This is a genomic window from Methylobacterium gossipiicola, from assembly GCF_900113485.1.
GTDB lineage: Bacteria > Pseudomonadota > Alphaproteobacteria > Rhizobiales > Beijerinckiaceae > Methylobacterium > Methylobacterium gossipiicola.
This window is the reverse complement of the sequence record NZ_FOPM01000004.1, coordinates 89,851-104,165: the sequence shown is the minus strand read 5'-3', so window position 1 is coordinate 104,165 and position 14,315 is coordinate 89,851. Positions and strand designations below refer to the sequence as shown.

Sequence of the window (14,315 nt, the reverse complement as noted above, 5' to 3'; positions counted from 1 at the left end):
GGGCTCACGCGCGCTTGCCCGCCGGCAACGTGATGCGGAACTGCACGCTCGTGGGCGTCTGATCCAGCGCGATGGTGCCGTCGTTTAGTCCGATGAGTTCGGCCGCGATGGCGAGGCCAAGGCCCGTGCCCCCCGGCCGGGTCGAGCCCTTGAATGGCGCGAACAGGTGCTCGCGCGCCTTCGGTGGAAGGCCCGGGCCGGTATCGGTCACGAGGATCGTCACGCTGTCCCCCACTCGGCTCGCCTCCAGGGTGACGCGGGGCGTCGGTGACGGCGCGGCCCGCATGGCCTCCACGGCATTGCGCACGAGGTTGGCGAGCGCCCGGGAGAGCTGTTCGGGATCGGCGTGGACGGTGATGTCGGGGGCGCAGATCTCCCGGAAGACGACGGGGCAATCCGGGCCGCGCCCGGACAGATCGGCTTGGTCGGCGAGCAACGGCGCCAACGGAAAGGTGCGCTTCTGGGGGTGGCGCTCCGTCGCTCGCCCGTAGGCCAAAGTTTCCTCGCAGAAGCGGATCGCCCGGCCGAGGGTCGCGACCAGACGCGGCGCCACGCGCTGCACGACCGGATCGGTCACCCCTTCGAGGCGGTCGCCGAGGAGTTGCGCCGTGGTGAGCAGATTACGCATCTCATGATTGATCTTGCTCACCGATAGGCCGAGATCGGCGAGGTGCCGCTTGGCGCGCAACTCGTCCGCGAGGGCCATTTCCATTTCGGCCAGGGCTACTTCGGCGTCGCCGACCTCGTCGTTGCGCCCAGAGGGAACGATGATGCGGCTCGTCGCCTCCGGACTGCCCGCGAAGGCGGTGATGTTCGAAACGAGGAGGCGCACGGGCCGGACGATGAACCGCTGCAACACAAGGAACACGAGGCCGGCGACGACGGCGGCGACGATCATGGAGGTGCCGAGCAGGCGCAGGCAGAACTTCACCATGGCGTTGCGCAGGGGCGCTTCGTCGAGGACGATCTCCACGGGGGTGAAGCCGTCCTGATGCTTGCCGATGACCCGGATCGGCGCCTCAGCCGGCCGGAACAGGGTCGACCACGCTCCCGCGATGGAGTGAGTCCAGCCGTTCGATTGGAGATCGACCACGCGGGACACGGTCTCGGGCAGGGCGTCGCGGGCGATCACCGTCCGGGTGGCACCGGAAACGATCACCGCGCGGGCGCCGACGCCCGTCAAAAGCCGGTCGGTGAGATCCTTGGATGCGGTTTGCCCCGGTGAGGCATCGACCACGAGGGCAGCGACATGGGCGGCAGCGATCCGATCGGAGAGCCACATCACCCGGTAGTTCGCCACTGTGGGCACGTAGATCAGGATTTCGCAGAGGCCCACGAGGGCGATGGTGAGGAGGAACACCCGTCCCGACAGGCCGAGCCTCGGGCGGGCGGGCCGCTGCGTCGCCGGGATCGTCTCCACCGGCGGGGCCTGGTGTTCGGCACGAGACTTCATGAAGACGGTCTACCTCGGTCGCCCTAATGCCTGTGCTGACGGTGGACGATGGCAGCGAACGATCCGCGTGGAACAACCGTTGCGCGATGGGGTTCCAGGGGACCCGCCGCTTCGGGGCGTGCGTCGAAGCGCACGCGTTGCCCGCTTCGAACGGAGGGCGGCCCGACGGCGTCCATGAGAGTCAACGCATGTGAGTTTAGCGCTAATCCCGATACGGGAAAACGCCACCGTACCTTCGGGCGGCGCTTATCCCGGCTTTCGCCCGATCTTCAAGGCCGCCGCTTGTTCGGGCGGTTAATCCTTCCTGGCCGCGGTCCGGGCGAACCGGCGGCGCAGGACAATGGACAGGAGGGCGAAGGCCGCGAGGGCACCGAGGCCGGCGAGCATGGTCGGAGTGATGAGGCTGCGCAGGGTCAGATCCTGGCCGCATCGGGCGAGGTCGCCGACGGCGCAGGCTGCTTTCGCGGCCTCGTGCGTCGCCACCACGTCTTCGATGGCCGCGCCCGTGGTGGCGTAGACCAGGGCGCCGGGGCTGAGGCCGAGAATTGTCGCGAGCAGGAAGGTGCGCAGGGGTACGCCGAAGGCGGCCGGCGCGAGGTTCGTCAACCAGAATGGAAAGATCGGCAGCAGGCGCAGGAACGCAATGTACCCGAATGCGTCCCGTCGGAAGCCCTCGGCGAGGCCGGCGAGGCGCGGACCCGCCCTGCGCCGGAGGAGATCGGAGGCCGGCCCCCGGCCGAGGGAGAACACGATGGCCGCCCCGGTGCTGGCGGAGGCGACGGCGATGAGGGCGCCCGGCACGATGCCGAATAGGAAGCCGCATAGAACCGTGAGGAATAGGCTCGCCGGCACCGACACGACGACGGCCCCGACATACGCGAAGGCCGCCATCGCCATGGCTCCCACGGGGTTGCGGGCCACGGCCTCGCTCAACCAGGCGCGCGAGGCCAGCAGCGTATCGAGGTCGAGGACGCGCGCCGCGCCCGAGACGAGAATTCCCAACGACACGGCGACCAGCGCCGCGATGGGCAGCCAGCGCAGGGTTTGACGCCAGCCCCCGCGCGCCGGGGGCGCCGCATCCGATTCCCCTGGCGTCATCCCGACCAGTCCGCCTTCCCTCAAGATGCGCCGTTGTAACGGCGCGGCGCGGCGAATTCGACTCCCCTGGCCGAACAGAAAAAAGGCGCCGCCCCGGAGGGCGGCGCCTAAGATGACATCCCAAGATGGGGAATACGTTCAGTAGCGACCGGCCAGGGGCGAGGTCGGATCGAGGATCGGGTCGATGAACGAGAAATCGACATTGCGGATCGCGCTCGACCGGGCGCCGATGAACGGGCCGTTGGTGATCGGATCGGGCAGGATGCCGGTGCCGAAGCGATCATTGCGGCCATAGGGCGGGGAGTTCAGGTAGCTCGCCGCGATGAGCTGCGGGTTGGTGGCGGGGTTGCCTACGAAGCGGTTGTTCGCCTCGACGACGTTGCCGGCATCGAGCCAGGAGCGCGGACGAATGCGGATCGGCAGCGGCTGGCTCACGCGTACGCCGGCGGGGGCGTAGCGGCCCTGCGCTTCCGCTGCGGTGTTGAGGCCGACGCCGGCGAGGGTCAGGGCGCCCATCAGGGCAATCGTGGCAGAGCGCATGATGCACCTTGTTCGAAGCTGGAGAGGATGTGTAGGCCGAACTCCTTAAGGAAACTCGGCTGTCCGTTGCGATGTTGACGTTCGAGACGCCGCCTTAGTTCCACGATTATGGCCGCGCTTGCGCATTTCGCCGCAATCTGGCCTCAATTTTTCGTGGCCCGCTCGGAGCGAGGGACCCGGTCTTGATCTCCGGCGGCGGCCGGCAAGCGGGGTCGCGCGGACCCGAGAAACCGGAAGTTTCCGGCCCCATGGCCACGAGGGCATCGACGGCGCAGGCCACGGCGCGGGGCTCCGGGGCCTGGCCGAGGGGCGCGCACAGCCAGCCCTCGAACCGATGGCTCGCGCCGGCCGATCCGGCAAACCCCGTGCAGACGCGGTCGAGGGCGCCGCTGAAGGTCGCTTCCAGGGTCTCGACGGCACCGAACTTGGTCTCGACGAGGCCACGTTCACCGGTCCGGATCACCGACAGGCCGGGGCCGTCCGCCGCGCGCCGCGCCAGCGTGACGAACAGGGAGCGGGCGGACTCGTCCGGGCCGGTCTCCCCGACGACGACGCGCAGGTAGGGCGCTTCGAGAACCGGGAACGCCCCCTGATGGAACGTCTCCTCGCGTCGCCCTCCGTCCGCGGTGATGCGGGGCGGCTCGGCCCGCACCGGGTCGAGGGTGTCGGGCAGGTCGAGGCGGAAGCGCGGGGCCGTGACAGTCGTCGCGACGGCGAGTCGGACGGCCGGGCCGACGCTCGGCACGAACGGCGCCGGGGGCTCGGCGGTCGCCGGGGCATCACCCGTTCGGCCTGTCCCGGACGGACGTAGGTCGCGGGCGAACAGGCTGAGACCCGCGATGGCGGCGGCGGCGCAGGCCAGTCGCGCGATGAGGCGCAGGCCGGAATGGGGCGCCCGACGGGGCACCGCCGACACCTCCCATGCGAACGCATCGTTGCCCGTGATCATCCGCCCCAATCCGTCTCTCCCGGCTTCCCGATGGAGCGACCTTCTGCGGTGGAGCGATACGATCGGGTTTCCAGGGCGGGCGGCGCGGCGAGATTCGGCCGTCACGGTGAATCGCCGGTGAAGGCGGGGCGACCCATGCAGCGGCGGCATGACACGCCGCGCTTGCGCCGGCGCCATGCCGTAGCGATCTCGGAACGGGGGGCGTCACGATCCGGTGGACGGATCGCCAGGGGACTGCCGACGATGATTCCGCTTTCCGTTCTCGATCTGGCGCCGGTGCCCGACGGCGCGACGCCGGGGGATGCCCTGCGCAACGCCCGGGCGCTCGCCCGCCATGCCGAGGATCTCGGTTACCGGCGCTACTGGGTGGCCGAGCACCACAACATGATCGGGATCGCCAGCGCGGCGACGGCCGTGGTGGTCGGCTACGTCGCCGAGGGCACGCGCCGCATCCGCGTCGGGGCCGGCGGCGTGATGTTGCCGAACCATGCCCCCCTGGTGATCGCCGAGCAGTTCGGCACCCTGGAGGCCCTGTACCCCGGCCGAATCGACCTCGGCCTCGGCCGGGCGCCCGGCACCGATCCCCGTACGACGCGGGCCCTGCGGCGCTCGCCCGAGGCCGCCGACACCTTTCCGCAGGATGTCCGCGAACTTCAGGCCCTGTTCGGCGATCTCCGGCCCGGACAGGCCGTCCAGGCGGTGCCCGGCACTGGCTTGAACGTGCCCCTGTGGATCCTCGGGTCGAGCCTGTTCGGTGCGCAGCTCGCCGCTGCCTACGGCCTGCCCTACGCCTTCGCGTCGCATTTCGCCCCCGACGCCCTGTTGCCGGCGCTCGCGACCTACCGGGCGAACTTCATCCCCTCACCCCAGCTCGCCGCGCCCCATGCCATGATCGGCGTCAACGTGGTGGCGGCCGAGACCGACGCCGAGGCGCGGCGCCTGTTCACCTCTGCCCAGCAGCAATTCACCCACCTGCTGCGCGGCACGCGGGGCCTGCTGCGGCCGCCGATCCCCGATATCGAAGCCTACTGGTCCCCGTCCGAGAAGGCGCAGGCGTCGCGGATGCTCGCCCGTTCCCTCGTGGGCTCGCGCGAGACCGTGGCGCGCGGACTCGCCGATCTCGTGGTCGAGACGGGGGCCGACGAACTCATGGTCGCGAGCGCCATCCACGACCCGGCGGCGCGTCACCGCTCCTACGCGATCCTGGCTGAGGCGCGCGATGGTCTGGAGAGGCGTCCCGCCCGGGTGGCGTGACGCGGAAGCGGTGGGCGTCCCCCAAACCGGAGGCAAACCCTTGACAGCCTCGGGCACGAGGCGTCTTGCTCCCGCCCTTGTCGAATCATGCCGCAACGCGGCGTGATCCCCACGGCCGGGAGGCCGCCGCGCTTCGCTCGGGAGGGCGGCGCACGGTGGGGGCTCCGCAAGGATCGGCACCCGGCCCCGAACGTCACCGCTCCATCGCGTCGAGCGCCGTCCGGATTCGGGGGCTTCGAGGAACAGGGTGAGGATCATGGGTTACAAGGTCGCCGTCGTGGGTGCCACGGGCAATGTGGGCCGCGAGATGCTGGACATCCTGGCGGAGCGGGCGTTTCCCGCCGACGAGGTCGTGGCCATCGCGTCGCGCCGCTCCATGGGGCAGGAGGTCTCGTTCGGCGACAAAATTCTGAAGGTGCAGGCCCTCGACACCTACGACTTCTCCGACACCGACATCTGCCTCATGTCGGCAGGCGGCGAGACCTCGAAGGAATGGTCGCCCCGCATCGGCCAGGCCGGCTGCGTCGTCATCGATAACTCGTCGGCGTTCCGCTACCATCAGGACGTGCCGCTCATCGTGCCGGAGGTGAACCCGGACGCGATCACGGATTTCTCCAAGCTCAACATCATCGCCAACCCGAACTGCTCCACGGCCCAACTCGTCGTCGCCCTGAAGCCGCTGCACGATGTGGCGAAGATCTCCCGCGTGGTGGTGGCGACCTACCAGTCGGTCTCGGGCGCCGGCAAGGACGCCATGGACGAGCTGTTCCAGCAGACCCGCTCGGTCTTCACCGCCGGTCAGATGACCCAGGAGAAGTTCCCGAAGCGCATCGCCTTCAACGTCATCCCTCAGATCGACGTCTTCATGGAAGACGGCTTCACGAAGGAAGAGTGGAAGATGATGGCCGAGACGAAGAAGATGCTCGACCCGAAGATCAAGCTCACGGCCACCTGCGTGCGCGTGCCGGTGTTCATCGGCCACGCCGAGGCGGTCAATGTCGAGTTCGAGAGCCCGATGTCGGCCGAGCAAGCCACCGCCCTCCTGCGCTCGGCGCCCGGCATCCTCGTGGTCGATAAGCGCGAGCCCGGCGGCTACATGACCCCGCACGAGGCGGCGGGCGAGGACGCCACCTACATCTCGCGCATCCGCGAGGACGCCACCGTGGAGAACGGCCTCGCCTTCTGGTGCGTCTCGGACAACCTGCGCAAGGGTGCCGCCCTCAACACCGTGCAGATCGCCGAGATGCTGGTGAACCGGAAATTGCTGCCGCGCCATCAGGCGGCTTGAAGGCCCCTGCCCCGGTCCCTCGCGAACCGGGTTTTTCGCCGGTCTATCGGTAACGCCGTCCCGTTCGCGGGGCGGCGTTTTTTCGTTCTGGGTCCCTTGGCAGGGGCGAGGCCGAACCGAAATTCCTTGAATAATTTCCTATTCTATGCATCCTGCGGTAGAACATTTCATGAACAAAGGTGTTTGCCATGGCAGCGCGCGACCGAGATGTCCGTTCCCGGACGACGGATGACCTGGACGAGATACGGCTTCGCCTCGCCCTCCTGACCACGGAGACGAAGCTGCTGCGCGTCCGCCACCTGATGCGGAAATACGACCCGAATTAGCCGCGCGTTCCGGCGGGCCAAGGCGGCGGCGGGCAGTGGAGCCCGTCCGGGGGCGGGAGCGATGCGCCGACGCAGATGCAGCGGCGGACCTTGCTCGATGGCGGTGGCGAAGTTCTCACCCTCCGCATCCGCATCCGCATCCGCTCCCGCCGCGACGCGGACGACGAACAGCACCGGGTCATCACCCCCGACGGCGACAGCCGCCTGTTCGAGAATGCGGGCGATGTCCAGACCATCCGTGACGGGCAGTCCGGCGAGGTTCTTTCGCGTGGAACCTTTGCGGGATTGGGGGCACCGCCCGAGGCGACGGTCCGGCCGGTCTTCCTGCCGGCTGGACCGTTCGCCGTCGCGCCCGCCGTCGCGAAAACGCTGGAGGCGGTGGCGCTCCTCTTCACATACCTCCTGGCGCGGGGGCCGAGTTTCGGGAAGGCACCCGGTACGACGGCCCTGCGCTATGATTTCGAACCGGACGCGGGGAAGAAGTTTCCGTTGATCTGGGTCGGCCCGATCAACCAAACGACGCTCAATCAGGCGTGTCCCCTCAATGAAGAGGTGCAGTCGGTGACGAACGAGGCGGCAAAGCGACTGCGCGCGCTAAACCCAAAATTAGACAATGCGAGGCTTGGAAATCTGATTCATTACGATATTGCAAAGACATTCGATCGGCTGAATTATCCTAATTTTCGAGTTGAGCTCTCTCTCGATAGCGTTGGAAAAGAGACTGGGTACGGAGAAAAGAATTCCGTTCGCCTCGATCTCTACGAGCTAAGCCCGAGCAACAAAGTCTGTGTCTATGACTACAAGACCGGAAGTAAAGGGCTTAGTGGAAGTCGTGCGATGCGGTTGGCGCGAACTGCAAAATATCACTATCCTCAATCGGACGGCATCATCGTGATTCAAGTGAGGCCCGAGCCATGACGACGAAACAGCAGATCAAGGAACTCGTACAGCCACTCTTGAAGAGAAACGCGGATCTCGTTCTGGTCGGCCATCAAAGAGTCTGGCTACGCGACGTCGGGTCGGTCGGGCGGATGATCCGGATCGATCGAACCAGTAGGGCACATTGCTGTATCGTGGATTGGAGAATTCCGATGTTCTTCATGCCGGAGGCTTACTCCTGGGAGTGTCTTGGGCGCTGTCACGATCGTCTTTTTCGATCCGAGAGCTCAGGCGGTGGTCAGGGGTGGTATTGGTCTGATCCGACCATGGCGGCTGACTTTGTCACGCGCGTGGAAGCGGACGTGATGCCGCTTCTCAGGCCCTTGGATACGGTTCGCAAGCGCCTCGATTTTGTCCGGACGCGTCCCCAGTTCCAAGGGTATCTCCATCCGGATTGGCACCTCATTGCCGCCATCGCCGCGGGAGACCTCGACGCGGCACGAACGATCTGGGCGAAGATGGGTGAATTCTATCGCCCAGGCCGCATCATGGACGAGCCATACCGCCAGTTGGAGTATGACCGCCTCTGCCTGATCGACGAACCGTTGATGGCGGATGACCGGGAGGGGCTGGCCGCGCTCCTGCATCGGTGGGAAGCGGAGGCGATCGTCGGCAGCCCCCTCGAACCCCATTGGGTCGCCGAGCGGTTCCCGCTGGAGGATGGTTGAGGCGCGTGGGCGCACGAAAAAGCCGGCGGCGTCTTGGAGACACCGCCGGCTCTGTCATAATGCATAAGTCAAGAGACCCGGCTCAGTCCTCGCGGACGAAGATCGTCGTGGCCAGCGGCGGGATCGTCAGGGTGATCGAGTGGCTCTGGCCGTGGCTCGGCACCGCCTCGGCGCGGACGCCACCCATGTTGCCGACGTTGGAGCCGCCGTAGCGCTCAGCGTCGGAGTTGATGGCCTCGCGGTAGAAGCCCGCCTCCGGTACGCCGATGCGGTAGCCCTCGCGAACCACGGGCGTGAAGTTCGACACCACCACGGCGACCTCGCCGGCTTCCCGTCCCTTGCGGGCCCACGCGATGACGCTGTTGTCCTGGTCGTCGGCCACCAGCCACTGGAAGCCGGCGGCCTCCGTGTCGCGGGCGTGGAGCGCCGGCACGTTGAGGTAGAGGTGGTTGAGGTCGCGGACCAGATCCTTGACGCCGCGGTGGTGGGCGTCGTCGAGGAGGTGCCAGTCGAGGGACTGGTTGTGGTTCCACTCCTTCTCCTGGCCGAACTCGCCACCCATGAAGAGCAGCTTCTTGCCCGGGTGCCCCCACATGAAGCCGAAATAGGCGCGCAGATTGGCGAATTTCTGCCAGCGGTCGCCCGGCATCTTGCCGAGCAGCGAGCCCTTCCCGTGCACCACCTCGTCGTGGGACAGGGGCAGGACGAAGTTTTCGGAAAAAGCGTAGAGCAGCCCGAAGGTCAGGTCGTGGTGGTGGTAGCGGCGATGGATCGTCTCCTTCGAGACGAAGTTCAGGGTGTCGTGCATCCACCCCATGTTCCACTTGAAGCCGAAGCCGAGGCCGCCCGTATAGGTCGGGTGCGAGACGCCGGGCCAGGAGGTCGATTCCTCCGCCACCGTCAGGGTGCCGGGGGCGTGGGTGTAGGTGGCCTCGTTGGTTTTGCGCAGGAACTCGATGGCGTCGAGGTTCTCGTTGCCGCCGTAGCGGTTGGGGATCCACTCGCCCTGGCGGCGCGAATAGTCGAGGTAGAGCATCGACGCGACGGCATCCACGCGCAGGCCGTCGAGGTGGTAGTGTTCGAGCCAGAACCGGGCATTGGCGGCCAGAAACGTCGAGACCTCCGTGCGGCCGAAATTGTAGATGTAGGTGCCCCAATCCTGGTGGAAGCCCTGGCGCGGGTCGGCATGCTCGTAGAGGTGGGTGCCGTCGAACTGGCCGAGCCCGTGGGCGTCGAGGGGGAAGTGCCCCGGCACCCAATCGAGCATTATGCCGATGCCGGCTTCGTGCGCCGCGTCCACGAAGGCCGCGAAGTCGTCGGGCGTGCCGAAGCGGCTCGTCGGCGCGAACAGCGAGACGGGCTGGTAGCCCCATGAGCCGTCGAACGGAAATTCCGTGATCGGCAGCATCTCGATATGGGTGAAGCCCATCTCCTTGACGTAGGGGATGAGGCGGTCGGCGAGTTCCTTGTAGGTGAGGTAGCGGTTGCCCTCCTCGGCCACCCGCGCCCACGAGCCGAGATGAACCTCGTAGATGGAGATGGGGACGTGACGCGGGTCCTTTTCCCCGCGGGTCGCCATCCATTTCTCGTCGTGCCAGGCCGGGGTACTGGTGCCCTGGAGCACGGAGGCCGTCTCCGGCGGCTTCTGGGCCGCGAAGGCGACGGGGTCGGCCTTCAAGGGCAGCAGCGAGCCGTCCGGGCCGCGCAGCTCGAACTTGTAATGGGCGCCGGCCTTGAGGCCGGGGATGAACAGCTCCCAGACGCCGCCGTTCTGCCACAGGCGCATGGGGTGGCGGCGGCCATCCCAGGCGTTGAAATCGCCGACCACGCTCACCCGGCGGGCGTTGGGCGCCCACACGGCGAAGCGGAAGCCCTGGATGCCGTCGACCGCCTTCGCCTGGGCACCGAGGATGCGGTAGGTGACGTTGCTGCCGACCTCGCGCAGGGCGTCGATATCGTGCTGCTCCAGGGACGGGCCGAACCCGTAGGGGTCGTGCCGGGTGCGCTCGCTCCCGTCCCAATCTTCCACGGCGAGTTCGTAGAGGGGGCGGCCCTGGGTTTCGACCCGGGCGACGAAGAAGCCCTCCGGGTGCCGGCGCTCGAACGGGATGCGTTTGCCGCCGGTGAGTAGGGTGGCGGATTTCGCCTCCGGCAGCACCGCTCGGACTTCCCAGACCCCCGGGCCGACCTCATGCGGTCCCAGCACCGCGAAGGGATCGCCATGGGTGGCCGCCATGATGGCGGCCACGGCGTCGGGATGCACGCCGCGCGTTTCCGAAGGCCGTGCGCCCGTGGCAGCAGGCGGTACGTTCGCGGCCCCTGGCGTGGCCGATGCCTGGCCCTTGCGGCCCGCGAACGTCTCGTCGATGCCCGTCATTCAAACGCCTCTCTTGATGTCGTCCAGAATGGTCAGAACCCCACGTGCGGGGATTTCGATCCAATCCGGCCGGTTGTTCGCCTCGTAATCGACCTCGTAGAGGGCCTTGGTCAGGAGCGAGAGCTTCAGGAGGCGGCTCTCCGTCTCCGCGTCGGTCACGGCGGCGCGGCTCGACGCCACGGTCTCGCGGTAGCCGTCGAGGAACGCCGCATCGATCATGCCACGCCACGCCGTGGCGGCCCGGCGCGCCCGCTCCTCGGAATCGGCGAAGCGCACGCCGATCTCGCGGGTCACCGTCTCGGCCCCGTAGGCGAACGAGCGCAGCATGCCGGCGACGTCGCGGAGCGGCGTCGACTTCAGGCGACGCTCGTCCGCCGACCGCGAGGGCTCGCCCTCGAAATCGACGAGGATGAGGTCGTCTTCCGCCGCCAGCACCTGACCGAGGTGGTAGTCGCCATGGACGCGGGTCTTCATGGCGCCCACGGGGGCACGGGCCGTCAACGCCTCGATGGCGTCCTCGACCTCGCGGCGACGGCCGGCGAGTTCCGTGCTGGCCGCATTGGCGGTGCGGCCGGCCAGGGCGTCGAGGCCCCGGAAGGCGCGCTCGGCCTGGCGGCGGGTGTCGTCGCCGAGCGCCTGCAGATCCGCATGCTCGAACGGCTCGGCCGCGAAGGCCGGGTCGTCGGTCTCCACCGCGAAGGCGTTGTGCATCTCGGCCGTGCGGCGGCCGAGGAGGATTGCCCAGCGCAGATGGGACTCGAACGCCTCCTCGGGCGTCGGCGCCTCGCTCTCGGGGGCGAGCACCACCGTGTCGAAGTCACGGCGCAGACCCTCCAGCATCAGGGTCCAGGCGTCGCCCTGGTTGAGGACGAACTTCTGCAGGACCGCGATGGCCGTGCGCACGCCCTCGCCATCCACGTGCTCGACGACGCCGAGCAGCGCCGGGGTGTTGGCGAACCGGGCCTTCTCCGTGAGGAAGCGCCCGACCTCGACCTCCGGGTGCACGCCGGGCTGCAGCCGCCGCAGCAGCTTCAGCATCATTTTCGAGCCGATGGCGATGGAGGTGTTGCTCTGCTCGGCCGAGAGGCGGCGCACCTCGCTCGCCTCGAAGGTGAGGTCGGGGTCGAAGGCCGAGGTGGTGGAGAAGACGAGCTTGCCCGTCTCGGTGGCGAGTTCGCGGCCCTGGCGCAGGCCCTCGACCATGGCGACGGCGAAGGCGGGCGAGGCGGCGGCGCCGAACAGCAGGCCCGTGCGCGGACCGCGCCGGACGCGGGCCACGGCGAAGGGCATCAGGGCCTCGTCCTCGCGACCCTCGTCGACGGCCACGGGCACGAAGTAATCCTGCCGCTCGCCGTTGGCGAGGTGGACGGCCACGCGCGGCAGCAGGAACCGGCCCTCGCCGCTGGCATCCGTGAGGGTGGCGCTGTCGGTGACGGAGACGGACTTGATGCGCGAACCCTTGGCCCCGAACCAGCGGCGCGTCGCGATGAAGCGCGGCGCCACGGTACGCTCGAAGGCGATGCGCTCGCGCCCCGCCATCAGGGTCTCGATGCCGCCCGTGAGCACGAGGGTGAACAGCTCCGGCGTCTCCGGCTGAGGGCCGATGGAGCCGGTGTTGGCCGCGCTGAGCGAGAACCAGTAGAACCCGTAGCTCGGTAGCGTCAGCAGGTAGGGCAACTCGCCGATGGCCGGGAATTCCGAGCCGCCCGTGAGCTCGATGGGCACGGCGTTGCGCAGTTCCGACAGGTCGAGCTGCACGGCCTGGGGCGCCCGCGACAGGTTGGCGACGCAGAGCACGCGCTCGCCCTCGAATTCGCGGATCCAGGCCAGCACCTTGCGGTTCGAGGGATACAGGAATTGCATCCCGCCCCGGCCCAGGGCCACGGAGTTGTTGCGGATGGCGATCATGCGCCGGGTCCAGTTCAGCAGGCTCGTCTGCGACTGGGTCTGCGCCTCGACGTTGATGGCGTCGAAACCGTAGATCGGGTCCTGCACGGAAGGCAGGAACAGCTTCGCCGGATTGGCCCGCGAGAAGCCACCGTTGCGGTCGGGTGACCATTGCATCGGGGTGCGCACGCCGTCTCGGTCGCCGAGATAGATGTTGTCGCCCATGCCGATCTCGTCGCCATAGTAGAGGACCGGCGTGCCGGGCATCGACAGGACGAGGGACTTCATGAGCTCGATCTTGCGCCGGTCGTTCTCGAGCAGCGGCGCCAGGCGGCGGCGGATGCCGAGGTTGATGCGGGCGCGGCGCTCGGCGGCGTAGAACGACCAGAGGTAATCACGCTCCTCGGCCGTGACCATCTCCAAGGTCAGCTCGTCGTGGTTGCGCAGGAAGATCGCCCACTGACAGCCTTCCGGAATCTCCGGGGTCTGCCGCATGATGTCGGTGATCGGGTGCCGGTCCTCGCGGGCGATAGCCATGTACATGCGCGGCATCAGCGGGAAGTGGAACGCCATGTGGCATTCGTCGCCGTCGCCGAAATATTGCGCCGTCTCCTCCGGCCACTGGTTGGCTTCCGCCAGCAGCATCCGGTCGGGATAGCTCGCGTCGAGGGCCGCGCGGATCGCCTTGATGACCGTGTGGGTCTCCGGCAGGTTCTCGCAATTCGTGCCGTCGCGCTCGATGAGGTACGGGATCGCGTCGAGGCGCAACCCGTCGACGCCCATGTCGAGCCAGTAGCGCATCACCTCGATGACGGCTTCCAGCACGGCCGGATTGTCGAAGTTGAGGTCGGGCTGGTGGCTGTAGAACCGGTGCCAGAAATACTGCTTGGCGACCGGGTCCCAGGTCCAGTTCGAGGTCTCGGTGTCGAGGAAGATGATGCGCGTGTCGGAATACGGCGTGTCGGTGTCCGACCAGACGTAGAAGTCGCGCTCCGGCGATCCGGCCGGCGCCTCACGGGCGCGCTGGAACCAGGGGTGCTGATCGGAGGTGTGGTTGATAACGAGCTCGGTGATGACGCGCAGGCCGCGCTCGTGCGCGGCATCCACGAACTTCCGGAACTCCTCCATGGTCCCGTAGGACGGGTTGACCTCGCGGTAGTCGCCGATGTCGTAGCCATCGTCCCGCAGGGGCGAGGGATAGAACGGCATCAGCCAGATCGCCGTGACCCCGAGGTCGCGGACATAGTCGAGCTTCTGCGTCAGGCCCTCGAAATCGCCGATCCCGTCATTGTTCGAGTCGAAGAACGACTTCACGTGGATCTGGTAGATGATGGCGTCACGGTACCATTGCGGATCGCTGCGATCGATCATCGCGTCGTTGCCTCATGCATCGAGTTCAAGGGCGTAGTCGGACGTGGGCGCCGGGTCCCGGACGGGGGCGCACCGGGCGTGGCGTCCGTCTCGGGGGTAGGCGCCGACACTGAGGCGACACCGCGACGATCGGAGCCGATCGCCGGGTTTTGTGCTGACATGGGT

11 protein-coding genes are annotated in these 14,315 nt (G+C 67.7%); 5 read left to right on the top strand and 6 right to left on the bottom strand.

The features are described from left to right. Positions 1-4: 4 nt before the first annotated feature. From BM249_RS04800 to BM249_RS04785, 4 genes are all read right to left on the bottom strand, one after another. Positions 5-1,453 carry a sensor histidine kinase gene (locus BM249_RS04800; RefSeq protein ID WP_091969500.1) on the bottom strand — a complete coding sequence of 483 codons (1,449 nt, stop codon included), beginning with the start codon at positions 1,451-1,453 and terminating at the stop codon, positions 5-7. A 294-nt stretch (positions 1,454-1,747) separates the two neighbouring features. After that, positions 1,748-2,551, bottom strand: coding sequence for a TVP38/TMEM64 family protein (locus BM249_RS04795; RefSeq protein ID WP_091969498.1), 804 nt, complete (start codon positions 2,549-2,551; stop codon positions 1,748-1,750). A gap of 138 nt (positions 2,552-2,689) precedes the next feature. Further along, positions 2,690-3,091, bottom strand: coding sequence for a hypothetical protein (locus BM249_RS04790; RefSeq protein WP_091969497.1), 402 nt, complete (start codon positions 3,089-3,091; stop codon positions 2,690-2,692). A gap of 106 nt (positions 3,092-3,197) precedes the next feature. After that, a complete protein-coding gene (locus BM249_RS04785) occupies positions 3,198-4,040 on the bottom strand; it encodes a hypothetical protein (protein WP_244528591.1) in 843 nt (280 codons plus the stop codon). A gap of 243 nt (positions 4,041-4,283) precedes the next feature. On the opposite strand from BM249_RS04785, the gene BM249_RS04780 reads away from it, so the two are divergent. The 5 genes from BM249_RS04780 (at position 4,284) to BM249_RS21135 (ending at position 8,515) form a co-directional block, all read left to right on the top strand. Continuing rightward, a complete protein-coding gene (locus BM249_RS04780; protein ID WP_091969496.1) occupies positions 4,284-5,294 on the top strand; it encodes an LLM class flavin-dependent oxidoreductase in 1,011 nt (336 codons plus the stop codon). Positions 5,295-5,550: 256 nt separating this feature from the next. Next, positions 5,551-6,582 (top strand): aspartate-semialdehyde dehydrogenase, encoded by a 1,032-nt coding sequence (locus BM249_RS04775; protein ID WP_091969495.1) that lies wholly within the window; start codon positions 5,551-5,553, stop codon positions 6,580-6,582. Positions 6,583-6,770: 188 nt separating this feature from the next. Next, positions 6,771-6,908 (top strand): hypothetical protein, encoded by a 138-nt coding sequence (locus BM249_RS21555; RefSeq protein ID WP_177232322.1) that lies wholly within the window; start codon positions 6,771-6,773, stop codon positions 6,906-6,908. Between the two features lie 75 nt (positions 6,909-6,983). Further along, on the top strand, positions 6,984-7,826 hold the full coding sequence (locus BM249_RS04770; RefSeq protein ID WP_091969494.1) for a hypothetical protein: 843 nt from the start codon (positions 6,984-6,986) through the stop codon (positions 7,824-7,826). Then, positions 7,823-8,515: a hypothetical protein gene (locus BM249_RS21135; protein ID WP_143103683.1), complete on the top strand. Its 693-nt coding sequence runs from the start codon at positions 7,823-7,825 to the stop codon at positions 8,513-8,515. The genes BM249_RS04770 and BM249_RS21135 overlap by 4 nt, the downstream gene beginning before the upstream one ends. Before the next feature lie 82 nt (positions 8,516-8,597). Here BM249_RS21135 and glgB read toward each other — a convergent pair whose 3' ends face one another. Further along, positions 8,598-10,892 carry a 1,4-alpha-glucan branching protein GlgB gene (glgB, locus tag BM249_RS04760; protein ID WP_091969492.1) on the bottom strand — a complete coding sequence of 765 codons (2,295 nt, stop codon included), beginning with the start codon at positions 10,890-10,892 and terminating at the stop codon, positions 8,598-8,600. Beyond that, positions 10,893-14,150 carry a maltose alpha-D-glucosyltransferase gene (gene treS, locus BM249_RS04755; protein WP_091969491.1) on the bottom strand — a complete coding sequence of 1,086 codons (3,258 nt, stop codon included), beginning with the start codon at positions 14,148-14,150 and terminating at the stop codon, positions 10,893-10,895. Between the last annotated feature and the right edge of the window lie 165 nt (positions 14,151-14,315).